The organism is Blautia luti (assembly GCF_033096465.1).
GTDB lineage: Bacteria > Bacillota > Clostridia > Lachnospirales > Lachnospiraceae > Blautia_A > Blautia_A luti.
The window spans coordinates 1,112,721-1,138,852 of record NZ_AP028156.1 but is presented as its reverse complement, the minus strand read 5'-3'; the positions used below and the strand labels follow the sequence as shown (position 1 = coordinate 1,138,852).

Annotated in this window: 24 protein-coding genes; 7 read left to right on the top strand and 17 right to left on the bottom strand. The window is 43.0% G+C overall.

Features of this window, described 5'->3' with window-relative positions; genetic code table 11:
* Window positions 1–39: 39 nt before the first annotated feature.
* A complete protein-coding gene (locus R8695_RS05280) occupies window positions 40–660 on the bottom strand; it encodes a CDP-alcohol phosphatidyltransferase family protein (protein ID WP_154779732.1) in 621 nt (206 codons plus the stop codon).
* A 10-nt stretch (window positions 661–670) separates the two neighbouring features.
* Window positions 671–1,699, bottom strand: a complete 1,029-nt coding sequence (locus R8695_RS05275) for a lysylphosphatidylglycerol synthase transmembrane domain-containing protein (protein ID WP_118508635.1) — start codon at window positions 1,697–1,699, stop codon at window positions 671–673.
* Window positions 1,700–1,871: 172 nt separating this feature from the next.
* On the opposite strand from R8695_RS05275, the gene R8695_RS05270 reads away from it, so the two are divergent.
* Together R8695_RS05270 and R8695_RS05265 are read left to right on the top strand one after the other, a co-directional pair.
* Window positions 1,872–2,639 carry an ABC transporter ATP-binding protein gene (locus tag R8695_RS05270; RefSeq protein ID WP_154779731.1) on the top strand — a complete coding sequence of 256 codons (768 nt, stop codon included), beginning with the start codon at window positions 1,872–1,874 and terminating at the stop codon, window positions 2,637–2,639.
* Window positions 2,632–3,423 carry an ABC transporter permease gene (locus R8695_RS05265; protein WP_416385736.1) on the top strand — a complete coding sequence of 264 codons (792 nt, stop codon included), beginning with the start codon at window positions 2,632–2,634 and terminating at the stop codon, window positions 3,421–3,423. Before R8695_RS05270 ends, R8695_RS05265 begins: the two co-directional genes overlap by 8 nt.
* A gap of 200 nt (window positions 3,424–3,623) precedes the next feature.
* On the opposite strand, the gene pdxT is transcribed toward R8695_RS05265, so the two are convergent.
* A complete protein-coding gene (pdxT, locus tag R8695_RS05260; protein ID WP_154779729.1) occupies window positions 3,624–4,205 on the bottom strand; it encodes a pyridoxal 5'-phosphate synthase glutaminase subunit PdxT in 582 nt (193 codons plus the stop codon).
* Entirely contained in the window at window positions 4,205–5,077 is an 873-nt protein-coding gene (gene pdxS, locus R8695_RS05255; RefSeq protein WP_154779728.1) for a pyridoxal 5'-phosphate synthase lyase subunit PdxS, read from the bottom strand. Before pdxS ends, pdxT begins: the two co-directional genes overlap by 1 nt.
* A gap of 130 nt (window positions 5,078–5,207) precedes the next feature.
* Here pdxS and pdxR point away from each other — a divergent pair, with 130 nt between their 5' ends.
* Complete coding sequence (pdxR, locus tag R8695_RS05250) at window positions 5,208–6,605, top strand: MocR-like pyridoxine biosynthesis transcription factor PdxR (protein ID WP_154779727.1); 1,398 nt, start codon at window positions 5,208–5,210, stop codon at window positions 6,603–6,605.
* Between the two features lie 111 nt (window positions 6,606–6,716).
* Here pdxR and R8695_RS05245 read toward each other — a convergent pair whose 3' ends face one another.
* The 9 genes from R8695_RS05245 to R8695_RS05205 form a co-directional block, all read right to left on the bottom strand.
* Window positions 6,717–9,113 (bottom strand): tetratricopeptide repeat protein, encoded by a 2,397-nt coding sequence (locus tag R8695_RS05245; RefSeq protein ID WP_154779726.1) that lies wholly within the window; start codon window positions 9,111–9,113, stop codon window positions 6,717–6,719.
* 83 nt (window positions 9,114–9,196) lie between these two features.
* Window positions 9,197–10,138 carry a nucleotidyltransferase family protein gene (locus R8695_RS05240; protein WP_154779725.1) on the bottom strand — a complete coding sequence of 314 codons (942 nt, stop codon included), beginning with the start codon at window positions 10,136–10,138 and terminating at the stop codon, window positions 9,197–9,199.
* A 189-nt stretch (window positions 10,139–10,327) separates the two neighbouring features.
* Window positions 10,328–10,582 (bottom strand): nucleotidyltransferase family protein, encoded by a 255-nt coding sequence (locus R8695_RS05235; RefSeq protein WP_154779724.1) that lies wholly within the window; start codon window positions 10,580–10,582, stop codon window positions 10,328–10,330.
* A gap of 181 nt (window positions 10,583–10,763) precedes the next feature.
* Window positions 10,764–11,927 (bottom strand): RNA-guided endonuclease InsQ/TnpB family protein, encoded by a 1,164-nt coding sequence (locus R8695_RS05230; protein ID WP_154779723.1) that lies wholly within the window; start codon window positions 11,925–11,927, stop codon window positions 10,764–10,766.
* Complete coding sequence (locus R8695_RS05225; protein ID WP_154779722.1) at window positions 11,890–12,534, bottom strand: IS607 family transposase; 645 nt, start codon at window positions 12,532–12,534, stop codon at window positions 11,890–11,892. The genes R8695_RS05230 and R8695_RS05225 overlap by 38 nt, the downstream gene beginning before the upstream one ends.
* Before the next feature lie 115 nt (window positions 12,535–12,649).
* Window positions 12,650–12,895 (bottom strand): hypothetical protein, encoded by a 246-nt coding sequence (locus tag R8695_RS05220; RefSeq protein WP_118508624.1) that lies wholly within the window; start codon window positions 12,893–12,895, stop codon window positions 12,650–12,652.
* Window positions 12,896–12,910: 15 nt separating this feature from the next.
* On the bottom strand, window positions 12,911–14,605 hold the full coding sequence (locus tag R8695_RS05215) for an IS1634 family transposase (protein WP_154779721.1): 1,695 nt from the start codon (window positions 14,603–14,605) through the stop codon (window positions 12,911–12,913).
* A gap of 144 nt (window positions 14,606–14,749) precedes the next feature.
* Window positions 14,750–14,992 (bottom strand): hypothetical protein, encoded by a 243-nt coding sequence (locus R8695_RS05210; RefSeq protein WP_330584998.1) that lies wholly within the window; start codon window positions 14,990–14,992, stop codon window positions 14,750–14,752.
* A gap of 258 nt (window positions 14,993–15,250) precedes the next feature.
* Window positions 15,251–16,480 (bottom strand): O-acetylhomoserine aminocarboxypropyltransferase/cysteine synthase family protein, encoded by a 1,230-nt coding sequence (locus R8695_RS05205; RefSeq protein ID WP_154779720.1) that lies wholly within the window; start codon window positions 16,478–16,480, stop codon window positions 15,251–15,253.
* A 396-nt stretch (window positions 16,481–16,876) separates the two neighbouring features.
* On the opposite strand from R8695_RS05205, the gene R8695_RS05200 reads away from it, so the two are divergent.
* Complete coding sequence (locus R8695_RS05200; RefSeq protein ID WP_154779719.1) at window positions 16,877–18,520, top strand: hypothetical protein; 1,644 nt, start codon at window positions 16,877–16,879, stop codon at window positions 18,518–18,520.
* 1 nt (window position 18,521) lies between these two features.
* Here R8695_RS05200 and R8695_RS05195 read toward each other — a convergent pair whose 3' ends face one another.
* From R8695_RS05195 to R8695_RS05180, 4 genes are all read right to left on the bottom strand, one after another.
* Complete coding sequence (locus R8695_RS05195; RefSeq protein ID WP_118508602.1) at window positions 18,522–19,856, bottom strand: MATE family efflux transporter; 1,335 nt, start codon at window positions 19,854–19,856, stop codon at window positions 18,522–18,524.
* Entirely contained in the window at window positions 19,853–20,596 is a 744-nt protein-coding gene (locus R8695_RS05190) for a hypothetical protein (RefSeq protein WP_154779718.1), read from the bottom strand. Before R8695_RS05190 ends, R8695_RS05195 begins: the two co-directional genes overlap by 4 nt.
* Window positions 20,597–20,618: 22 nt before the next feature.
* Window positions 20,619–21,650 carry an acyltransferase gene (locus tag R8695_RS05185; RefSeq protein ID WP_167515443.1) on the bottom strand — a complete coding sequence of 344 codons (1,032 nt, stop codon included), beginning with the start codon at window positions 21,648–21,650 and terminating at the stop codon, window positions 20,619–20,621.
* Window positions 21,651–21,714: 64 nt separating this feature from the next.
* Window positions 21,715–22,461, bottom strand: coding sequence for a DUF3825 domain-containing protein (locus R8695_RS05180; RefSeq protein WP_154779716.1), 747 nt, complete (start codon window positions 22,459–22,461; stop codon window positions 21,715–21,717).
* 311 nt (window positions 22,462–22,772) lie between these two features.
* Here R8695_RS05180 and R8695_RS05175 point away from each other — a divergent pair, with 311 nt between their 5' ends.
* From R8695_RS05175 to rfbB, 3 genes are all read left to right on the top strand, one after another.
* A complete protein-coding gene (locus R8695_RS05175) occupies window positions 22,773–23,954 on the top strand; it encodes a MerR family transcriptional regulator (protein WP_154779715.1) in 1,182 nt (393 codons plus the stop codon).
* Between the two features lie 190 nt (window positions 23,955–24,144).
* The gene (gene rfbA / locus R8695_RS05170) at window positions 24,145–25,041 is read left to right on the top strand and encodes a glucose-1-phosphate thymidylyltransferase RfbA (RefSeq protein WP_118508598.1); all 897 of its coding nucleotides are present in this window, start codon (window positions 24,145–24,147) and stop codon (window positions 25,039–25,041) included.
* A gap of 62 nt (window positions 25,042–25,103) precedes the next feature.
* A complete protein-coding gene (gene rfbB, locus R8695_RS05165; RefSeq protein WP_118508597.1) occupies window positions 25,104–26,132 on the top strand; it encodes a dTDP-glucose 4,6-dehydratase in 1,029 nt (342 codons plus the stop codon).

Here is a 26,132-nt window from a genome sequence, read left to right as displayed (position 1 = left end):
GTCAGGAACCGCAGCGGCCAGTAAACAGTTATGTATATTTTATATCAAACGGAACATCTTCGCAAGTGCAAGTGCCACCACTGCTACAAGCAGGACACGTACCGGATTCTGCGGTTTCTTTACCTTAATATCGAGGATAAAGAGCAGTCCCACAATAATCACCGCAATATGTATCACGATCAGGAAATGCAGTCCGCAATATCTTCTCATCAGATAAAGAAACGGCAGGATGATCGCCATAGACGTGATCGGCAGTCCCTGATAATACTGTCTGTTCTCAGAAGTCTCATTCTGTCTCTTTGCTTCTGTGACATTAAAATAAGCAAGGCGGATAACAGATGCTATGCTGTAAAAGATCAGTGCCGCAACTCCTGCCGGAGACTTTACTCCCAGGCAGTAACAGATCATTGCCGGAAAAATTCCGAAACAAACCACATCACAAAGAGAATCAATCTGAATTCCGAAACTCTTCTCATCATCTGTGCGGTTCTTCTTTGTTCTGGCAATTTTTCCATCAAACATGTCGCATAAACCGGAAAGTGCCAGACAGAGAATTGCGATCCGAAAATCCCCTTCCAGTGCTCTGGTGATTCCAAATACGGAGATTCCAAGGCTTATATAAGTCAACACTACCGTATAATCATAAATTCCTAAAAACATAATCTCTCCCCTAATCTTCTTGTTGGTTTCTTCCTATTGTAAGATATGCCACACAGGTCATCACTGCACTGATGAGCATCTGTGCATAATAGGAAATTCCTCTGCTGAGTAACATTGCAGGAAGTAATGATTCTCCGAAAATCGGCGCAAACATCACCAGATAAAGAGATTCACTGATTCCCATTCCTCCGGGTAAAGGCAGCATATCAACAGAGACAGATATGACAGACTGCAGGATCGTAAGGGTTATGATGGATTGTCCATGAAATCCCAGCGAACGGTATACCCAGTATGTAACTGTAAATAACAAAATCCTCTGCACCATAGTGATCAGAAATACTTTCAAGATCACCAGCTTATGGCTTGCCCAGAAAGCTGCCGTCTTATGGTACTGATCCATGGACGCTTCCAGTTTCTCAAGTCTGGTCTTCTTTGGCTTAAGAAAGCGGAAATGCTCAATAAGCTTCAGACCTTTTACCATGATCCATTTCGCCAGGCCCGGTGCAAATACAAGGATCATCATAAAGGTGACGCAGAAAATATTCAGGCCTACACCCAGGTAAAATACCCACATGTACTGGCCCAGGTATCCCTCCAGAAACCCTCTGCCAAAAAGCCAGATCACAATTCCGATCACCACCAGAACCGCTTTGTAAGTAATGGTAACGATCATCAGGACCAGCGTAGTGACTGGGATCGGAAGTTTGTCCTTTTTCATAAAATAAATCTGCATAGGCTGTCCGCCGGATGCAGACGGGGTGATACAGCTAAAAAAGAACCCTACAAAGGAATACAGGGCACAATGTCCCATTTTTACTTTTGCTCCAAGAGTCCCCATCATATAGAAGATGATCACGGACTCACCAAGTATGAACAGCACTACGCAGACGATGCTGTTCAGCAGGTAGACCGGGTTTGCCTGGCGCACTGTATGAATAATCTCTCCCAGATCCTCTCCCTTAAAGACCATATATACAGTGAGAGAAAATACGAGGATCAGAAAGGCAGTGTTAAATATCGCTTTTTTCTTTGTTCTCATTTCTTACGCTTTCTTAAATACAGTTTTTACAGCATTTGTCCGATTTCTATACCTGATTCCTGTACGTCCGGGTGCCCTGACAAAAATACTATAGTTTATCCATTATATCATACCCCGACATTTCTGCATATCATAAATTATGAAAATATTGCTGATATATGGAGGTATCTGTATGAAACCACTGCTGGATATTACAGATGTCAGTCTCTCCTATCATAGTTTATCAGGGGAAACCCCTGCCCTTTCTCATATATCCTTTCAGCTGATGCCCGGTGAATTTCTCGCTATTGTCGGACCGTCAGGCTGTGGAAAGTCCACGCTTCTGAACCTGATCTGCGGTCTGATCCGGTCGGAACAGGGACAGATTCTTCTGGACGGTACGCCGGTGACTTCCGGTGACTGCCGTATCGGATATATGTTACAAAAGGATCATCTGCTGGAGTGGCGGACAATTTATAAAAATGTTCTTCTGGGTCTGGAGATCCGCAGGGAACTCACTGCCGAAAAACTTGCTTATGTAGATCAGCTTCTCTCGGATTACGGTTTGGACAAATTCCGTCAGGCTCATCCGTCTGAATTGTCCGGTGGAATGCGCCAGAGAGCTGCCCTGATCCGTACTCTGGCATTAAAGCCGGAGCTTCTTCTGCTTGACGAACCTTTCTCTGCTCTTGACTACCAGACCCGGCTCAGTGTCAGTGATGACATCGGCAGGATCCTGCGTCAGGAGAAAAAGACTGCAATCCTTGTCACTCATGATATTTCGGAAGCAATCAGCATGGCAGACCGGGTTATCATTCTTTCACCCCGGCCTGCCATTATTCGTAAGATCGTGCCCATCCATTTTGATCTGGAAAACCGTACTCCGATGGCTTCCAGAAATGCCCCTGACTTTAAATCTTATTTTAATCTTATCTGGAGGGAGCTCAATCATGATGCCTGAAGCTTCATATTATCAACAACAGTATATCCGTCGTCAGAAAAGAGAAAAAAAGTTCGTCAGTTTTTTACGGATCTTTGTTCTTCTTCTCTTTCTGGCTCTGTGGGAAATCTCTGCCAGAACCGGGCTGATCGATTCTTTTATTTTCAGCAGTCCGGGAATGATCTGGCGAAGTTTCTGCAGTATGTGCAGAGATGGTTCTATTTTTCCCCATCTTTCTGTGACGATCACGGAAACACTGATCAGTTTCCTGTTCGTTGTGGTTCTGGGTGCAGGGATGGCAGTTCTGCTGTGGACCTGTCCCAGGCTTGCGAAAATCACGGAGCCTTATCTCGTGGTGCTGAACAGTCTGCCGAAATCTGCGCTGGCACCTTTGCTTATCGTATGGCTTGGTGCCAATGAACGAACAATCATTGTCTGCGGTATGTCGGTTGCTATCTTTGGCTCGATTCTAAATCTGTATACAGGATTTTGCGAAGCAGACCCGGAGAAACTGAAGCTTATTGAAACGCTGGGTGGCGGGAAGAAAGAGAAGCTTATGAAGATCATTCTTCCGTCTTCTGTGCCACTGCTGCTCAGCGTTATGAAAGTAAATATTGGTCTGTGTCTGGTCGGTGTTATCATAGGAGAATTTATCGGTGCCAGAAAAGGGCTTGGCTATCTGATCATCTATTCCAGCCAGACCTTTAAGCTTACCTGGGTGTTGATGTCTATTATCATTCTGTGCATCATCGCCATTATCCTGTACGGAATCCTCGGACTTATCGAAAAACGCGCCCGGAGATAGTTGTTATTTTTTTAACCGCTATCTTTTATAACGAAACGATTTCGGAAATGGATTCAAGATCTGGAAAATTTTTTCTCAGAAAAAATAATCCCGGAAAATCATGGAGTTCCATTTGACTGGAAACTTCTGAATTTCCGGGTTTTCTTTTGTCTCTGACTGCCTCATGTATTATTAATTTTATCATCTGGCAGCTAGAGCGTTTATAACGGTTTCCTATTTTCACACATCGCCAGAAACGCCTTATGTATCTCATCATTCTCATCCAGTTCCGGGTGGAATGCGAGGGCGAGCTGGTTTTTATATTTTACGGCTACGATTCTGTCTTCTACTGTTGCGAGTACCTGTACGCCGCCGTCTCCTGCTTCTGCTACATACGGGGCACGGATGAAGGTCATCGGGACTTTTCCGATTCCTTGCAGACTGGCTTCTATATGGAAGCTGCCGAGCTGTCTTCCGTAGGCATTGCGCTTCACGGTCACTGGCATAGTCTGTAAGTGGCCGGTTTCTCCGCCTTCGAGATTGTCTGCCAGCAGGATCAGTCCTGCGCAGGTTGCCAGAACCGGCATTCCTGATTCTATCTGGGATTTGATGGTGTCGTACATTCCAAGTTCTTTCAGGAGTTTTCCCTGTACTGTACTTTCTCCTCCCGGAAGTACCAGACCATCATAATGCTGTGCCAGATCTTCTGCTTTTCTGAGTTCAATACAGGATGCCCCCAGTTTCTCAAGCTTCTTCTCATGTTCGACAAAGGCGCCCTGCACTGCTAAAACTGCGATCGTCATTATTTGCCTCTTTCTGCCATCAGAAGCTGGATCTCGCTTTCATTGATACCAACCATGGCCTCTCCAAGATCTTCAGATAATTCTGCGATCATCTTCGCGTCTGTATAGTTTGTAACTGCTTTTACGATGGCATTGGCTCTCTTTGCAGGATTGCCGGATTTAAAGATACCGGAACCAACGAATACTCCTTCTGCTCCAAGCTGCATCATCAGAGCTGCATCTGCTGGCGTTGCAACACCGCCTGCTGCGAAGTTTACTACCGGAAGTTTGCCATTTTTATGTACATATTCTACCAATTCATATGGTACCTGGAACTGTTTTGCAGCTTCAAAGAGTTCGTCTTCTCTCATGCTTGTAAGCTGTGCGATCGCGCTGTTCATTTTACGCATATGACGTACTGCCTGTACGATATCTCCGGTTCCAGGTTCCCCTTTGGTACGAATCATGGAAGCACCCTCATTGATTCTTCTCAGCGCCTCTCCAAGGTCTTTTGCACCGCATACAAACGGAACTTTGAAGTTTCTTTTATTGATATGGTAAACATCATCTGCAGGAGATAATACTTCACTTTCGTCGATATAGTCGATCTCGATTGCTTCCAGCACCTGTGCCTCTACGAAATGACCGATCCTGCATTTCGCCATAACCGGAATGGAAACTGCATTCTGGATTCCCTGGATCATCTTCGGATCACTCATTCTGGAAACGCCGCCTGCTGCACGGATATCTGCCGGAATACGTTCCAGCGCCATAACTGCACACGCACCTGCTGCTTCTGCGATCTTTGCCTGTTCCGGTGTGGTAACATCCATGATAACACCACCTTTTAACATCTGTGCAAGCTGTTTGTTTAATTCATATCTGTTTTCCATAATAAAATTCCTCCTGCATTTACATTTTTCTGTACGAATCAGTATGGACAGAGTATAATGCAAATGTGAACCTGTTAAAATCATCAATTCAGATATATTCAGTAAGGTCAGATTGGAGAAAATACCAGAAATGATTACTTATAATTTCACAAATACAGGGTCAGATCCTCTGTATGAATATCTCTATAAATGTATAAAAAACGACATATTACAGGCCAATATCCGCCCGGGGGAAAAGCTACCCTCCAAACGTTCCTTTGCGAAAAATCTGGGTATAAGCGTGATCACAGTAGAGAACGCTTACGAACAGTTAATTGCAGAAGGATATATCTATTCTATCCCCAAACGAGGCTTCTATGTCACCGATTTCCGAACCTCCATGGAGATTGAAAAGAAAAAATTTACCCGGGAAATGCTTCCTCTTACAGAAGGCACCAGCGGATATCTGGCCGATTTCGCCAGCAACCAGACCCAGTCCGAATTATTTCCCTTTACCATCTGGACAAAGATTGTCCGGGAAGTTCTGAATTCCAACCAGATGCAGCTGATGACCAATCCTCCCTGCGGTGGGATCCTGCCACTCAGGGAAGCCATCGCCACCTATCTGAAAGAATTCCGCGGTATGACTGTCCTGCCGGAGCAGATCGTCATCGGTGCCGGAACGGAATATCTCTACGGACTTCTGATCCAGCTTTTCGGTAAAGATAAAACCTACGCAGTAGAAAACCCGGGCTACCGCAAAATCCCCCGGATCTACAAAAGCTGGCAGGTTCCCTGTGAATACATAAATATGGACAGTGATGGAGTGAAAGTCTCTGAACTGGAAAAAAAGAGAGCAGATATTCTCCATATCTCCCCCTCTCATCATTATCCTACCGGCATCGTCATGCCTGTCAGCCGCCGCTATGAACTCCTGGGCTGGGCAACCAAAGACGAAAACCGTTATATTATTGAAGATGACTACGACAGCGAACTCCGTTTAAGCGGGCAGCCTATCCCTACTCTGCAGAGCATCGATGTATCCGATAAAGTGATCTATATGAACACCTTTACCAAAACCCTCTCCTCCACCGTCCGCATCAGCTACATGGTACTTCCCGGACAGCTTCTGGAGAAATTTTATAAAAAACTCTCCTTTTATTCCTGCACAGTGTCCAATTTCGAACAGTATACACTGGCCGGTTTTATCCGGGAAGGATACTTCGAGAAACATATCAACAGGCTGAGAAATTATTATCACACCAAACGTGATGCCCTTCTGTCCGCTATAAAGGACAGCCGCCTGTCACAATATGTTACTGTCTCCGGTGAAGAAGCCGGCGTACATTTTCTCATGAAGCTGCACACCACGAAACCGGAAACCCTTCTCATAGAAACCGCCCGCGCCCAGGGCATTAACCTGTCCCCACTCTCCGCCCACTACCACGATCCTGAAACTGCTCCTGCCAATGTGTATGTCATGAACTACTCTTCTGTGGAAAGCGACGATGCACAGGAGATCGTGCAGAAGCTCCTGGCCTGTGTATGAGATTTTCAAATCTCATACACAGTGCTGTAGATTCATAATAAAATCTGACTTTAACTAAATATATCCTTTTGCTGCTTCCACGAATTTTCAGTACAATAATTTAAACCATCTTTATATAAGATAATATGACATCTTTTTTCCAATTATATTTTCCGTATGCAAAATATTCTGATACAATTCGCATTCATCTGAAATTCCTATTTTTTCACATATCTGCTTTGCATTTCTGACACTTTCCCACGCTTTTTCTAATTCTCCCTCTTCCAGATAATTTTCTGCCATTGCCTCATACGAAATCGCAGTATCTCTATTATAAAATCCCAATACTCTTTTTCGTATTTCCAATGCTTTACTGTCATATTTTTTTGCTTCAGCCAATCTCCTAATACCTACATATGAAATCGCAAGATTACTATAGAAGACAGCCAATTCCGAGGGTCTTTTTTTCAGTCTCTTCTCTATCTCGTCCTGATACTTCAGCATATAAGATAGTGCTTTTTGACAATATCCGCTTTCGATCATTCCACTTGTCATATTTACAACAGCCGTTACAAATTTATATCCTTCTGTCTTATTTTCACATATCCTTTTGAAACATTCTTCTGCTGTATCCAAATCTCTGTTTTTACACGCCAGCATAAGATGACAGTTGTAATATTCAAATTTATTCGCTTCAGAAATCAGCCAGTGTTCTTTTTCTTCCATCTCGTCCACTTTATTTAAATATTTCTCTGCTTCTTTATAATTGTATGCATGAAAATAGACAAAACTCAATGAAAGATCAAACTCTCCGATAATCTCTTTCTCTTCCGGATAATTTTTCATCAGTAATTCCTGATAATCCTTTAAAATTTTAACAGCTTCATCATATTCCGAAAATCCTATACACATCATACCGTACATATGAATAACATCTTCCAGACGTATTTCATAATCATTCCAAAAATAATCAATGAAACTTCTCATGATCAATTTTTTGGTATAATTAATTTCAAACTCATCTGACATATTTCTAAAAGATTCTTCATAAAAAGTTTTCAGCATATCTTCACAACACTGCGAAGAAATTTTTCTCTGTTTCCGAATACTCTCCTTAATCAATGGATGCATCTCATAATAGGTATCTGTCTTCTTGATCCATCCAAGTCTGACCAGCCTGATCACATCCTTTTTCTTCAGATTTGCCCACTCTCTGTATAAAAATGGAAGCTGAATGTCCGGAGTAATCGCGAAATTCTGTAAAATTCGCACCTGTTCTTCCGGAAGTCCCTGCATATTATACAAACGTAAAATACGATCTATGATCCTGTCCTCTTTTTTATCATAATTCGTATAAATTTCGTCATGTACACTGTCTATACCGCTTTCGCATACCTGTGCTATGTACTGATTCAGGCTCATTTCCGCATACTTTGCAGCCTTCGCTGATAATTCAATCAACAGAATATTATAATCCAGATAAGAAAGAAATTCTTTTAATTCCTCTTCTGTTCTTTTTTCCTTATAATAACTGTTAAAAATTTCTGTGCACTCTGTCAATGACTCACTGCGAATCTGTACTGTTTGAAATCCTTCCAGAGAAATAGTTCTTGAAGTAACAAACATTTTCACTTTTCCGTTTAATAACTGCACACATTCATCCTTTTCAAAATCTGCATTTACATTGTCAATAAACAGAATCGTATTATTTCCATACTGACACAGCCAGTCTACGATCAACTCTATCCTTTCCTCAGAACACTTCTCTTTATACAGCAGAAATGATTTCAAAATACTTTCCCTCATTGTTCCAGTATAATTCATCCAGCCTATATGCTCATATTTATCACGTACCCTTTCAAACAGCTTCTCTGCCAGAGTCGATTTTCCGGAACCGCCCATTCCTGACAACAGTATTCTGTCATTTGTCTCAAGAAGATTTTCCAGTTCCTCAATATCTTTCTCACGTCCAACACAATTACTGCTGCATTGAATTGAATTTGTAAGAAATTTTATATTTATACAGGAACCCTTCTGTACATTCTCCTCCTTCTCTGTTCCTTGTGTTTTTTCTGCAAAAGCATCCAGAAGCTCCTGCATCAAAATATAATCTTTCTCTTCTATATCTCTTTTGTAAAAATCATGAACAATATCCAACGAATCACAAATAATTCTTTTTATCCGCTCCCTGGCTTCTTTTGTCTCCACTTCCATATAGGAACAGATCTGTTCTATCAACGATTCTCGCCATAAAGTTCTTTCGGATTCTTTCAATGCAAAAAATCCCTTGTCGATCTTCTCCGGAAATTCCTTTTTCATATAATCCTGCAGTTTTTCAAAATCAATTTCCTCAGCCAGGCTGCTGACCTCATTCCACTTTTCGTGTTTCTCAATATATTCCTGCAGATTTGTTTGCATCTGCTTCCGTTTAATCAGGTTTCTGACTTTCTCACTCTCTGCATCCATCCCGCTTTCTGCCAGATAAGATATCAGATCTTTTACCCCTTCCGTTAACTTCTCTTTTATCACTCAGCATCTCCTACATCAGAACAGGCTGCCAGACCACGTATCTCTTACCCGGTCTGACAGCCTGCTGTTTTCTTTTTCTCTTATTATTTCTTCAGATCTGAAAAAAGATCTTCTGCATAAACACCTGCATCAATCAGCTTTCCGAAGGATTCTACCACATAGTCCTTGTCCTCTTTATAAGTGACACCGAACCATTTGTCATGGGAATCCAGAACTTTCACGCTGACTTTACCAGCCTGAAGAAGCTCATCAATATAGATTGGAAGCAGATATTCTGCCTTTAAAACATCCTTGTCTCCCATAGTTTCAAAGAACTCTTTGAAACCATCATCCAGGATCTGTACGAATTCCGGAGTCAGTCCCCACATGTTCATGGATACATAAGACTCTGGATCGATAGCAGTCTTCTCGCCATCGTTGTCTACTGCTGCACCATCAGCAGTCTTTACGATATTGGAAGTTTCATGAACTGCAGTCAGATACTCTTCTGCATTGGTCTCGCAGACTCCTCTGGTAACTGCACCGTTCTCACTTAAGGTATTCTTCAGGATGAAACCTGCCATGCAATATTCATCAGCCTTCTCAGGTGTGTATCCTTCCAGGAAATCATGAAGCTTCACGAAAGCTTCTTTTCCATAGTAGTCGTCTGCATTGATAACTGCAAATGGCTCATGAAGTACATCCTTGCATGCCAGAACAGCCTGACCGGTTCCCCACGGTTTCGTACGGTCTGCCGGAAGCTCTACACCCTCCGGAAGATTACCCAGTTCCTGATATGCATATGCGATCTCCACACCAAGACTATCACAAATCTTCTCAATACGATCACCGATAGCTTCCTTAAATGCATCCTCAATGTCCTTACGGATGATGAAGATGATCTTATTAAATCCTGCTTCAATGGCATCATGAATGGAATAATCCATGATGATCTCTCCGTTTCTGCCTACAGGAGCCAGCTGCTTGATTCCGCCCCCGAAGCGTGATCCAATACCAGCTGCCATAATAACTAATGATGTTTTCATTTCCACACGTTTCCTCATTTCTTTATTTCTTTTTTACACAACGTCCTATTTCCAGTCCATCTGTTGTGTAGTTTGTGATGATACAGACAGTTTAATAGAAATTTAGTGAAAATGCAATATCTAATTTATAATTTATTCTTTATAGTATTACTCCAGCTTTTCACACTTCTGCAGAAAGTATTATATCTGTTAATATATTTGCTTTCCATACTTCTTTATATCCTCCAGCAAAAATTCATTATGTATTGTCTCAAATTCAAAAATATCGATTTTCCGAAGAGTCGGTATATCCGCAAGTTCATCCTCAAGTTTGAAAATGTCACTACATCCAGGCGTAGCTGTTCCTGTAGCAAAAGAACCAAATAAATCTAATCTCTTCACACCGTTCTTTTTACAAATTTCCGTTACTCTGTCAATCACTTCCTGTATCGGCATTACATTCATCAGATTTCTCCCACCGTTACTGAAAACTTATAAAAAGTTATAAACTTCTATGTTCCATTTCTACTTCAACGAGTATGCTTTTGATGATATAAATATCAATCTACTCACAAGTTCTTGTACTCTCCATAGGCGTAAATTCCGGACTAACGTATCCGTACATATTTGCATTAACGTTTCAATGTCAGCCTGCAAATTTTTCTCCATAAGTCTTGAGATTTATAGATGCCTGGAAATCTCTGTCAATCATATTCCCACACGCACATCTATAAACTCTGTCAGATAACTTCAGATCTTTTTTGATGTTTCCACAACAGCTACAAAGCTTTGATGATGGATAAAACCGATCAGCCACAATAAGCTGGATTCCTTTATCGCTGCACTTATATTCAAGCTGTTTTCTAAACCCAAAAAATCCCTGTGCCTGAACTGCTTTGGATAAATGTCTGTTTTTCATCATTCCGCTGACATTCAGATCTTCAATACATATAAATCTTGGTTTTCGATCTACGATCTCCGATATGGTCTGATTTAAATAATTTTTACGGATGTTTGTTAATCTGTGATTTCGTTTTAATAAAAGTTTTTCCTTTTTGATCACATTATTTGTTTTACAGTAACTTTCCCCTTTCTTATTTTTCTCGTAAGAACGAGAGATACTACGCTGTAATCTGCGTTTCTGTTTTTCTGATTTCTTTATTTTCTGACTCTTATTGATGTTCTTATACTTAGTTCCATCAGAGCAGACAGCCAGTTCTTTGATTCCCAAGTCTATACCGGCTCCGTCATCATTAAGTATTTCCCTACAGTCAGGAAATTCTACACATACACTGATCCACCAGTTCAATCCGTCAAAGGATATTCGCGGATTCATATATTTAGCATTTGTCGGAATTCGTCCATGTTCTGCAAATCTTACCCAATTCATTTTTTGTTTATTGGCTTTCCTGCTGGAGGAAAAGCCTTCAAATTTAACGTGGGTATTACTAAATCGTATCTTAACGTTGTCCTGATAGAACTTCGGCATTGACCTCTTTTTTGACTTGAATCTTGGGAATTTCTGCAAACCCCTGAAAAAGTTCTTATAAGCAGTACAGGCATCTTTGATCGCCTGTTTTGTTACATTATTTGAAATATTCAATAACCATGCATATTCATCAGAATGTCTAAGCTTTGTAAATTCTTTTCTGAATTCTGCATCTGAAATGAATTTTCCGCCTTTTTCATAGTTTTCTATTTCCCTTGCCAAAGCCCAGTTATAGGCAAATCTTGAAGCACCGGCGTACTGAAACAACTTAGTTTTCTGCACGTTATTTGGTATCAGCATTACTTTTATGGCTTTTACCATCTGTTTCCTCCTGTATCAATTCTCGGATAAGTTTCTTAGCTTTGTTTGCCCGTTTTCCTTGTAATTTGCAACTGAATACAGTAATTATCTGAACCAGATCTTCAACAAGTTCCTGCTGTTCGGACTTTTCAGTATTATCAATAATCTCAATCTCACAATTATAAAGTGAAGCAATATATTCTATCAACTCAAAACCAAATCGCAGTAACCGATCTTTATACAAAACAACAACCTTTTCAACCTGATTTTGAGATATTCGCCTGATCAATTTCTGGAGCCCTTTTTTCTTATAATTAATTCCGGAACCGATATCACTTATTATCTCAAACGGCTGTCCTTTTGCCAGAAGATATGTTTTAACATTATCAATCTGTCGTTCCAGATCATCTTTTTGTTTATGACTGGAAACACGACAATATCCAATTGTAATGCGGTTTTTAGGCTTTACATTTATTACCTGGTTGAGTTGCTCATCAGAATAATATCTATAGCCACTTACTGTAGTATGATGCGGATGAAGTTTTCCATTGGCATCCCAATTTCGTAATGTCTGGGCAGATACGCCTATAATTTTTGAAAATTCATGTATAGAATAATATTTACTCAAAGTATCAACCCCTAGTATAATATACTACTCTAATGTCTTATAAAACTCAACATGTGAACTTCCAGTCTTTTTCCGACTGAATCGAGAGTCCCTATATCTGTGCTTCAAAATAATTCTATTTTTCCGTCTTTTCTCCATCTGATCCTGCATTTAAAAAGTTCATGATCTCCTCATATGACCGCCCACTTTTTACAACTGCTGACAGGATCTCTTCTTTTCTTATGGCATCCCGCTTATCTAACAGTTCTTTCAGATTTGCTGTTGCCTGGTCATACTTTTTCTTCGCTGCGATCACATCAGCCTCTGCTTTTTTAATTTTTTCTTCCAATGCTTCCTTACTTGTTTTTCTTGTTCTTGCCATCTTTATTTTCCTTCCTTATTCTGCTTCTTTCAGTTCCTTACTCAGCTCTGATGCAAAGTATTTTATACTATTCGCATCCAGTCCAAAGGCTTTCAATATTACTTTCTGGTTCGCTGTTACTGCATGATCCAGACGATATATATTGTCTAACTGACGTACCATTTCTATTTTTTCCAGCTCTTTTATTGCCGCCGGTACAGTCATATAGTTCAGTTTCTTATCCAGTTTTTTCATTTCTCCTTTTAGTTTTATATACATCTTGCAGCGCACTATCATGGCTACAAATTCAACAAATATCTTCGCTCCTGCTGATTCTTCTGAATACACCCGGATGCTCTTATTTCCCAGATATGATTTGTCTCCGCGGAATAGTTTCTCCGATACATCCCTGCTCTTATACAGTTCGATTGCTTCTTTCGCACTCATCTTTTCCGATGTAACGATACAAAAATATCCTGCCAGATCCAGTTCTCTTTCTACCACACTGCACCGTTCTTCCGGTAGTATAAAAGCCTGGCTCTTTTCATCATAATGAAGGTTAAAATACTTCTCAAATCCAGGACCGAATTCCTTTACCTTATTCTGGTACTTTTTCAGATACTGTGTCATCTGGTTGATCCGATTTTCAATCTCTATCCGTTCTGCGCTTTCTTTGGAAATACTATGATACAGATGAAAATAACGCTCTTTTTTATCACTTGCATACAGTTTGTGCCGTATTGTCTTTCCGTAAACTCCATATTCATAGATATTGTTTACCCGCTTATTTTCAAATGTCCCTTTATTTTCCAGGATCAGTTCATTCACAAGGGCAGACATCCCTTTCACCATGATAACAAAACTATACCCACATTTATCCATATATTGTATATTCTCGCAGCTGAAATATCCCCTGTCCAGAATGAATCCGATCTTCTTATAACCATATCCGGATGCTTTATCCAGCATGAACTGAAGCTGGGAGATATCATTCAGACTTCCTGGATATTTTTCATAAAATAATGGTTCCTGATTATGAGTATCATACGCAACTGCATAATTAAATACCGGCTCTCCCATATCTACTTTCGGATGCCCAAATTCCACCATTTTTATATCCCCGGCCTGACAGTTTTTATTCGTTGAATCATAAGAAATATAAATCTTTTCACGGTAATTCCGTGACTCATTCCATGTATTCAGAAATCCTGTACTCTGATCATCTGTTACTGAATTCAGGAAATCTGATACGGTTGAATCGCTGTATTGTTTCATCTTTTCCGTAAAAAGTGGATGGTTGTATGTATAATCCGGATAGTACTGCGCTGCATTGTTTTCTGCTATGATCGAATAAACAGCCAGATCTAAAAACAGCCCCATATCACGCGATCCAAAATACTTTCCAAGGATATCGTTCAAGCTGCATTCTTCTATGATCTTACGCAGTACAAAATATGTTCCTACCCTGAGACAGCTGCTTCTGGAAGTCCTGTTTTTGCTTTCCGGAAGCTCTGCATCGGGGAAATATTTCAGGAAATTTTGATTCGGTTTCATGAGTTCCGGATCCGTATCTGACAGTTTTCCGATTGTTACTCTTTTGGGAAAAGTATACTTCCGGGATGGATCATAAACCCGGTCATACTCATACTCTATATATACAACATTTGACTTTTTTCTTCGTGTGATCTTGCCTTTTACAGTTGGTACTTTCACTAAAAAATCCAGATACATAGCGCCCTCCTTCTAGGCGGTTATCCGCCTAAAATAATTGTACTATATTTCCCGGCTGTCTGCAATGGAAAAGCGCAGAAAACCGGGATTTTTTATGATTTTATTTTTGTTCTTTTTTCTTTAGGCGGAAAAATTACTGGAAGTTCACATAAAAGCTAAATCATTTTTCATCCCCATATAGATGGCACTCTCCAGTGTAACAATCTCAAGTGCATTTTCATCTGTATATGCCGTTCTATTAATTGCATTATACAGTGACAATAGATTTTTCCTCTCCGAAAAGAGTTTTCTGAAAACCGTATCTTTATAGTTACGATTAGCTGCAATCTTTCCAGAATCAGTCTGTTTTCTCTTTACTGTAACTTGTCTGTTCTTTCTTTTTGCCATAAGCAATACCTCCTGTTTTGCAGGAGTTCAAGAACATGTCGTACTATATTTAACTCTATTCAGAACTCCTGCTTTGTTATTATAATTGAAATAAAAGCATGAATTTCTGAAATGAATTTAAGAATATCAGACGGCAAAAATGCCTTGAAAATTAAGAGAAATATGCTTTACTTTTATCTTAGCATCCACCTCTTATATTTTCAAGGCATTTTTTATTCTATTATAATGCATTATCCTTTGGATTATACTGTTATTCTTCTATTCCAGCCCTTCCACCGCTTCCGTAAAATCTGCAATCAGGTCTTCGATGTCTTCGATTCCTACGCTGATGCGTATGCTGTCTTCGTATACGCCTGCTTCGGCCATTGCTTCCGGGGTGCTGTGGATGTAGATGGTGGAGGCGGGGTGGATGACCAGGGTGCGGACGTCGCCGATGTTGGTGGCTATCTTTACGTATTTCAGTTTGTTGATGAGCTGATAGGCGCGTTCTTTGGAGCCGGTGCGGATGGTGAGGATAGCGCCGCCTTTGCCGTTTAACTGGGTCTGGGCCAGGTCATGATATGGGCTAGATTCCAGAAGGGGGTAATTGACGGTGACTCCGTCCAGTTTCTCCAGTGCCTGGGCGAGCTGATATGCGTTGTTACAGACACGCTCCATGCGAAGTCCCAGAGTTTCCATTCCGATAATGTTTAAGTAGGCATTCATAGGGGCCAGGCATCCGCCCATGTTTCGCCAGATTCCATTGCGCAGTTTCACCAGATAGGCGAATTTGCCGTATTTCTTATAATCTGCCATTCCCGGGTAACGTTGTGGGTTCCAGCTGAAGTTTCCGCTGTCGATGATGATACCGCTGATGGCATCGCCGCTTCCGTTGATATATTTGGACGTGGAGTGTACTACCACATCAGCACCGTACTGGATGGGATTTACCAGATAAGGAGTGGCTGTGGTGCTGTCTACGATAAGAGGGATTCCTTTTTCATGGAGAAAATCTGCGGTTTCCCGGATATCCATTACGTTCAGGGCCGGATTTCCGATAAGTTCTCCGAATACGGCTTTGGTATTCTCTGTGAGATGAGGCTCTATCAGTTCTTTCTCCACTTTCGGGATGAAATGTACTTTGATCCCGAAGGCTTCCAGATCGTGGAGCAGATCCAGGGTTCCGCCGAAAAGGGCACTTCCTGCAATGATCTCATCTCCTGCCTGAAGAATATTTAACAGTGACAGAGTAACTGCTGACATTCCGGATGAACAGGCTACACCTCCGATCCCGCCTTCCAGCTCATTCACTCTTCGCTCAAAAGCATCTACTGTGGGATTGGCAATCCTGCTGTAGGCAAATCCCGGTGCACGGTTCTGGAAAACTTTTTCCAGCTGTTCAGAGGTTTCATAGGCAAATGCATTGGCGAAACTCACCGGCGGTACTGTGGCTCCATTGGCATAAGTATCTACTGCTTTTCCGTGTAATAATCTGGTCTGAAATTTCATATTGGCATTCCCCTTTTATCTTAGTGGCTGAATACTCTGTCCCAGGCAGCGTATATCAGTCTTTATATTTCATAGTGTTTCAATATGAATACTAGTATAACGAGTCAGGGAATACTTGTCAACGAAAAGCCTTATATGGAATTCGTATAGATCCTTATAGTTTTGATTTATATCCTATAGTTCATCTATAATCTGTGATTATGTTCTTTCACGATTTCATCCATACAGTTCTCACACTGTACAGAATCTACAGTAACCGGATTCTTCGGAATTTTCAGTATTTTCTTAAATATATCTGGTATATTTTATTTTTTTCTGATAAAATATACATAGATTGGTTTACCGTCTATCTTTCAATTTATGGTAATTATGCCAGAACATAATAAGGAGGTTCTTATGAAAGGAAAAAAATGGTTACGTAAAACAACTGCCCTGTGTGCTGCTGCTGTTCTTGGTGCTGCCGCTGTTCCTTCTGCTGCCTTTGGTGCCGATTCCTACTCAGCTGCCGAAAAGGAAGCCTGGGCGAAATCTGTGGCTGAATTCACTTCTGCTTATGCTGAATCCATGAAGTCAAGTGAAACCCTGATGTCCGGAGCGCAGGCGGATATTTCCCTGAAACTGGAGGATTCCGGACGTTCTCTGCTGGGATTCCTGGTTCCTGATGATATTTCCTGGGCAGATAGCCTGGTTCTTTCTACTACCAGTTCTTTTGTGGATGGTAAAGAGGGCATCCTGATGAAAGTTCTGTTAAACGACACCCAGATCTGTACTATCGAATATTACCTCGATCCTGAAACACAGGATATTTTCATGAAGATTCCTGAACTCTCAGATAAATATATAAAAGTAAACCTGAAAGAAGCCGCTGAGATCCAGGCGAAATCACTGGAAGAGGCTGCTTCTGATCTGAGTGATGACCTGGACAGTGCAGTTACTGCTTCTTCTGATTTCATGGAAGGTTATTCTGCAGGACTGAACGCTTCTGTTTCACTTTTTTCCGATCTCTCTGCATCCATGCCGGAGGGTTCTGTACTGGAAGAACTTCTGAACAAATATGGTACTCTGATCTTCGACAATGTGACAGAAGGGGAAAGCAGCCAGGATACTCTCACTGCCGGTGATGTAAGTGCTGACTGTACAGTCTATGAAGGCCAGATTACTCTGGAAAACGGTGTGAAAATGGCCAATGCCATCCTGTCCGAAGCGAAATCAGACAAGGAACTGGAGGGAATCCTGTCAAACTGGGCACAGATCCTTCCTGACAGTGAGGATCTCTACGACCAGTTCATAAAGGCCATTGATACAGGGCTGGATTCTCTGAAAGATGTGGATACTTCTGATACAGATTCTTATCTCTCTACCAGGATCTGGGTTGACGGAAATGGCGACATCGCAGGACGTGAACTGGGAATTCATGAGGGTGATACAGATACCCCGATCCTGACCTGGAAGATGCCGAAGACTGATTCTGATTTCGGTTATCTTCTGTCTGTAACTGCAGACGACAGTTCTTTCGAACTTTCCGGAAGCGGAAAGATTGAGAATGATAAGCTGAACGGAACCTATACTTTCAGCCAGGATTCCTCACCTGTTGTAAATATTGAAGTGAAAGATTATGATGTTGCCTCTGAGAAAGAAGGCAATCTGAATGGAACCTATACTATTACTTTTGCAGAGGATATAGCGAACGAAGATGCTGCTGCTCTTCAGAATTTCGCACTGATCATGGATATCGCTTCTACGAAAGATACCGGTTCCATCAGCCTTTCTGTTACAAGCGGAGGAAGTACCCTGGGAACTCTCAGCATTACTTCCGGTGCAGGAGAAACCGTGGATATCCCGGATCTTTCTTCCATCACCGAATCCTACAGTGCTTATGACGAAGACGCTATGACCGCTTACGCAGCTACTATGGATTTCACGGAAATCCTGAGTAATCTCTCCGATGCAGGTGTTCCGGATGAAGTGATCACCAGTATCTTAAGTGGTGGAAGTTCCGATACGGAACAGGGTGAAGAAGACAGTACGGAAACAGACTGAATTATTCCGCTCCCAGCACTTTCGGAAGGGAATAGAAAAATACGAACACAGCGGTAGCTGCCTCCCCGATCCAGAATGCATTCCATACAGCTCCTGCCCCTGCGAAGAAACAGAGGATGTAGGCAGCCGGAATGATCACTATGATGTATCTCAGCATGGAGATCGCCAGTGACTGGGTTCCTTTGCCCAGGCCTTCCAGGGCTCCGCTGGCTGTGACAGACAGCGCGGAAGGGATAAAGCCGATGCTGATGATCTTCAGTGCAGATGATCCAAGTCTTACAGTCTCCGGATTGGAGGTAAACATTGCCATCAATGGGGTGGCTGCTGCGAAACAGATCACAGTTCCCACTAGCATGATCAGCGCATTGACTCCCAGGGAAAGACCGAAGATCTTCCGTACTCTCTTTCGCTCCCCTGCGCCGTAGTTATATCCCACCAGAGGACGCATTCCCTGTACGATACCGCTTGCAGGCAGATACAGGAAAGTCTGAAGCTTATAATAGATTCCAAGCACTACCACATAGCTGTCGGAAATGGTTGACAGCAGCTGATTCAGAAATGAGATCAGTACAGATGGCAGGGCAATATTTAAAGTTGCCGGAATTCCTACCATATATAATTTACGATCCAGATTCTTCTCCAGCTTACAGTATTTCCAGCTGAATTTCACCGGGATGGGACATTTCCTGTATGCAACCAGATAAACCAGTACGGTAAATACCTGTCCCAGCCCTGTGGCAAGTGCTGCACCCCGGATTCCCATTTTCGGGAAAAAGCCTATTCCGAAGATCAGCAGGGGATCCAGGATAATATTGGAAATACATCCCACCAAAAGACTGATCATGGTAATCTTCATTCTTCCCACTGCCTGGAAAATTTTCTCGAATGACAGACTGATCATGATCACCACCGAGAATGAAAAGGCGATGGTGGAATACTGGGTTCCCAGAGAAACTACAGTCCGGTCTGCTGTAAACATCCCCAGAAATGCAGGCATAAACGGGATACTCAGGATCGTTATGATCACACCATGTATGATCCCGAAGAGCATGCCGTGGGTAGTCGCCCTGTTTGCATTCGCCATATTCTTTGCACCCAGATAGAAAGATATCTGGGAATTGATGCCGACACCGAATCCAATAGCAATGGCATTGATCAGATTCTGTACCGGATAAACCAGTGACAGGGCTGTCATGGCCTGTTCACTGATTCTGGCCACAAAAAAGCTGTCCACAATATTGTACAGTGAATTCACAAGCATGGACAGCACCATCGGCAGGGCCATAGATGCCAGAAGTGGCCCTGCCGGTTTCTCTTTCATAAAATTATCGTTCATTTCTCCCTCTCTGCAAGGACACTCAGCCATTTGGCTGCATTGTCGGCTTCTGACGTGGATGCCGGAACTACAATACATATCGGTTCATAGCTCAGACCGAACTTCGTGGCAAGTTCACTGTCAGTCACAGAAATATGTGTCTCATCTGTCTGGTTTCCGAATGCCTGGAAACTCTCTTCTCCCAGCAGTTCTTTCAGGTTCAGGAAAGACTGGTCGTTGTTTTCATACAGAGTGTCGTAAACTTTCTCCGGCATAATCATGATATCCATGGTACCTGCCGCTATCTGTGTCACATAAGTCATCTGTGCATAATATTCCAGTCCGTCTCCGTCTTCATTGCTGGTCATGTTCACATTGATCTCAACTCTGCTGTATTTATCTCCTTCATATCCCAGCTGTTCCTTGATCTCCTCAGCTGTACTGTCTGTATCCTCGATCCGGGAGTCTACTACTGCCACAGATAGAACTGTCTTGACTTTCAGGCCTTCGTAATAATCTCTTACTCCGAAAACAAGAGCTATGGCTGCGATCACGCCGAAGATTACCGGCTTATAGTACATCCAGATATACTCCAGCTTCTTCCCGATTCCCATGCCTTTTAACTTTTCTTTTTCAATCAGGCGCCGTTCCTTCTTCGACAGATCCAGCTCATCCTTTCTCTCCGGATTCAGCACGCTCTCATCATGCTCTGGATCTCCCTGTTTCTCCCTCTTCTCTTTGTCCTGATTCCTATCCGACATTCTTTCTCCTTTGCTTCTTATGTTAATTGTGTCTCCTGAATACTATACCACATTTCTGTTGTGATGACCAGAGTCTGCTTACAGCCCGGACCAGAAAAATAGTGCAGCCACAGACCAGAATGGGACGCAGCCACAGATATGCCGGGTTTCGGCTGATACCCAGAAAGTCTGCCAACTTTTTCATCAGTTCTGCTACTGACGGATGTAACAGATAGATCGGAAATGCAAATTCTCTGCCAAGCACAGCCAGATACTCAAGTCTTCTGCTCTTCGTATCATACAGGATACACAGAAGAAACAGGCACACTGCCAGCAGCACATTTCCCGGATACACTTCCCTGGCACCGGCCTGAAAATATTCCCATATGATGCCCCCGCTTCCCAGAAGCCCACCCACTGCCAGCACCTGCCAGGACAGCTTCCTGTCCAGCAATTTCTCATACTCATGGATCATCTGTCCTGTCAGGAAAAAGGGCATTCCCATAAAGAAATAATTCCTGTATTCCATAGTATGATAAAAAACACCCTGGAACCTGCCAAAGTACGCCCGCCATAAAAAGTATCCCAGAAGCACAGGGACAGACAGATAAGCAAGTTTTCCCAGATGTAGTTTCTCGATGAAATAATCCAGAATATAACAATATATCAGTGCCGGCAAAAACCACAGGTGTGGTTTAAGCTGTGAAGTGCTGTTATACCGAAACAGTTCCTTCAGATGTTCCTTCTTCACCATCTCCTGCAGCCACGGTCCTATAGCTTCTTTTTCCACCAGATGCATCGCACTTTCCCACAGGAAATAAAAGAGTACCGCGAAAGCCAGAAGTGTCAGGATATGCTGCACTTTCGCCGGTATTTTATCTGTGATCCGTTTTCCTCTGTCGGTGTTTCTTCTATTATAATAGCAGAAATATCCGGACACCATGAAGAAAAACGGAACTGCTGATCTGGCAAGCGCCTTTATGATCTGCCCGGTCTGTCCCGGAAAGGAAACATGGATAAACACCACACCAAATGCAGCCATTGCCTTCCCTGCATCCAAAGATTTATTTCTCATAATATTCAACCCTGCCTTTACTGCCTGACAGTATATCAAAGGCATTTTTCCCTGTCAAGAAATCTCAGGATCCGGTCAGCCAGCTGTTATCCACCCTTGCCAGAAGTCTGGCATTGTGGTATGCCATCCGAAGGGTCAGGCAGGTTCTTCCCAGATATTTACTTCCATCCGGGGTCTTCATACAGGCAAGTGCCAGATCCGGGACTCCCGGGCTTCGCAGGCACAGCGGGATGAGAAGCTGAATAGAATGATTGTAGTACTGAGGAATGGCAGTCTTATAATCTGCCTCCAGCATCCTCTTGGTCTGCTTCAATGCACCGTCGAAGAGCTGAAGACGCATGCTGCTGTCCCTGACTTCCCGGGGCAGTCTGGCTGCGTTTTCCTCATCTCCGAAGATATGCTCATACTGGGGAACCACCGGGATCTTGGTGTCAAAGACCAGATCTGAAGGGTCATCCACATAGGAAGCTTTCTCCGGAAGAACGGTAATTCCCTGTTTCAATAAGTAATATTCGGTGTAAAATCCGTCCAGGAACCAGGGCTGCCTGTCCGGCACCAGATTGGGAATAAAATATGCATAGATTGGCTGATAATAGTGATTAAAGAGTCCTGTATTAAAGATTGCGTAGGTTTCCTTTTCCCAGACTTTCCCCTCTTCGTACAGGCGCTTGAATGTATTTTCCAGGTATCCTTTCAGGATCCCGTAATCTTCTGTGTCAGAATAGCTCCACCTCTCCGGTACGATCCTTGCCAGATGGCGGATCTGCCGGTTGTAATCGCCGCAGTAGGTAAAATCAAACAGCTTTTTCATCAGGTTCCTCCTGTTCCTGCATTTTGATCGTCTTCTATACTATTGTATTTGGGAAAAATGACGGCAGAACTGCCGGATAGTGATTTGTGTGAATGCCTGTGCGCATTCAGGCATGTATCTACCATAACACAACCGCCGGCAAATAACAAGCAGGAATCCTAAATCCCTCCTGGAGTGTCACGCCATTCCAACAATCCGGACGCCCCAATTTGCAGAAAGCATTTTTCAAACACTCTCCAGTCTGCTATAATGTTTCTCAGAAACAGTTTCTGCGTTGCAGCAGAATCGAAAACAAACAAGAAGGTTTCCCTATGAAAAAAGACGGCTACTACTCTTCCGGAGAATTCGCGCGGATGGCTCATGTGACCCTGCGGACCATCCGATATTATGACAAACAGAATATCCTCAACCCCTCCTATGTGACAGAATCCGGTGCCCGATTCTACACAGATGCAGATTTCGCAAGGCTTTCCCAGATCCTGCTTCTGAAGTACCTGGGCTTTTCCCTGGATGATATCCGGGAAATGACCATTGACGACTCCGACTATCACTTTATGGAGAATTCCCTGAACATCCAGCTGAAACTGGTCCGTGACCGCATCGAACAGATGCAGCTGGTGGAAAAAGCCATCCAGGATACCACCGATGCTATCCGTTCCCGCCACGCCATTGACTGGAATCAGATGCTGAACCTGATCCACCTGACAGGCATGGAAAAGAGCATGAAAAACCAGTATCAGAACGCGTCCAATATTTCCTCCAGGATCAACCTCCACAGCCTTTACTCCAGCAACCGCCAAGGCTGGTTTCCCTGGGTATACACCCAATGCCACATCCACCCAAACATGAAAATCCTGGAACTGGGCTGTGGGGACGGTGCTTTGTGGACTCAAAATATGTCCCTCCTGCCTGCGGAAATCTCTGTTACACTTTCGGATCTTTCTTCCGGGATGCTTCGTGATGCCAGACGTGCCATCGGCCCGGAGGACCGGCGTTTCACTTTCCGGGTGTTTGACTGCGGGCGGATTCCTTATGAGAATGAATCCTTTGACCTGGTCATTGCCAACCATGTGCTTTTTTACTGCGAGGACATTCCCGGTGTATGCAGGGAAATCCGCCGTGTGCTGAAACCTGGAGGTCATTTTATCTGCAGTACCTATGGCAGCCGGCATATGCAGGAGGTCAGCCGGCTGGTTCAGGACTTCGATGAAAGGATCGTTCTGTCTGCAGACCGGCTTTATGAACGGTTCGGCAGAGAGAACGGTAATGAGATCCTTTCTCCTTATTTCCGGCAGATTTCCTGGAAATCCTATGAAGACTCCCTTCTGGTACCGGATGCAGAACCGCTGATCTCCTATATTCTTTCCTGCCATGGAAATCAGAACCAGTATATCCTGGATCGTTACAAAGATTTCCGCTCTTTCGTATCGCGCAAAACCAGAGGAGGCTTCTACATTACCAAGGATGCCGGAATCTTTTTTTGTGAAAAATAACCAAAATTTAATTTTTTTGTAAAAAACGCTTGAAGGTGACCTAAGGTCACCTTTTATAATACAATCACATTAAAAAGACATCCGCAGTGATACATGAAAACCTGCAGCAGTTCCATAAAATAATGCAGTCAGGACAGTATCTTATGAATTGCTGTAAAACAAATGATTCAAATGAAAAAGGAGAATACACATGAAAGGTATTATTTTAGCAGGTGGTTCCGGCACACGCCTTTATCCGCTGACAATGGTAACTTCCAAACAGCTTCTGCCGATCTACGACAAACCTATGATCTACTATCCAATGTCTGTACTGATGAATGCAGGCATCCGCGATATCCTAATCATCTCCACACCACAGGATACCCCTCGTTTCGAGGAACTTCTGGGTGACGGACATCAATTCGGCGTTCATCTTACCTATGCCGTACAGCCAAGCCCGGACGGACTTGCGCAGGCATTTATCATCGGAGAGGAATTCATCGGCAATGACACAGTTGCCATGGTGCTGGGTGATAACATTTTCGCAGGACATGGACTGAAGAAGAGACTTCAGGCTGCTGTACAGAATGCAGAATCCGGCGAAGGCGCTACTGTATTCGGATACTATGTAGATGATCCGGAGAGATTCGGTATCGTAGAATTCGACCACGACGGTAAAGCCATCTCTATCGAAGAGAAACCGGAACATCCGAAGAGCAACTACTGTGTAACAGGTTTATATTTCTATGACAACCGTGTGGTAGAATATGCCAAAAATCTGAAGCCAAGCGCCAGAGGCGAACTTGAAATCACAGATCTGAACCGTATTTATCTGGAAAAAGGCGAGTTAAACGTAGAACTTCTTGGCCAGGGATTCACATGGCTGGATACCGGTACACATGAAAGCCTTGTGGAAGCTACCAACTTCGTAAAAACCATGGAAAGCCACCAGCACCGCAAGATCGGATGCCTGGAAGAGATCGCATATCTCAACGGCTGGATCACCAAAGACGATGTACTGAAAGTTTATGAAGTACTAAAGAAGAATCAGTACGGCCAGTATCTGAAAGATGTACTGGACGGCAAATATCTGGACGTGCTCCACTGATTCCGCCATTCATATATCGTTTCAATCACGCAGCAATAAATCAAAAGGAGAACTATACTATCATGAATATTATCGTAACCGGCGGTGCCGGATTTATCGGAAGCAACTTTATTTTTCATATGTTAAAAAAATACCCGGATTATCGTATCATCTGTCTGGACTGCCTGACATACGCAGGAAACCTTTCCACTCTTGCTCCTGTTATGGACAACCCGAATTTCCGTTTCGTGAAAGAAAGCATCACAGACCGTGAGGCAGTTTACAAACTCTTCGAAGAAGAACATCCCGACATGGTTGTAAACTTCGCAGCAGAAAGCCACGTAGACCGTTCCATCGAGAACCCGGAAGTATTCCTTACAACAAACATCATCGGTACTGCTGTCCTTATGGATGCATGCCGTAAATACGGAATCAAACGTTACCATCAGGTATCCACTGATGAAGTTTACGGAGATCTGCCATTAGACAGACCTGACCTGTTCTTCACAGAGGAAACTCCGATCCACACAAGCAGCCCTTACAGCTCTTCCAAGGCTTCTGCAGACCTTCTGGTACTTGCTTACCACAGAACTTACGGACTGCCTGTAACCATCAGCCGCTGCTCCAACAACTACGGCCCATATCATTTCCCGGAGAAACTGATCCCGTTAATGATCGCCAATGCATTAAATGACAAACCACTTCCTGTATATGGAAAGGGTGAAAACGTCCGTGACTGGCTCTATGTAGAAGATCACTGCCGCGCTATCGACCTGATCATCCACAAAGGACGTGTCGGCGAAGTTTACAATGTAGGCGGACATAACGAAATGACAAATATCGATATCGTTAAGATCATCTGCAAGGAACTTGGCAAACCGGAAAGCCTGATCACATACGTAGCAGACCGTAAAGGCCATGATATGCGTTATGCCATCGACCCGACCAAGATCCACAATGAACTTGGCTGGTTACCGGAAACCAAATTTGCTGATGGTATCAAGAAGACCATCAAATGGTATCTGGATAACAAGGAATGGTGGGAAACTATCATCTCCGGTGAATACCAGAACTACTATGAGAAAATGTACGCACACCGCGGGGAGGCATAA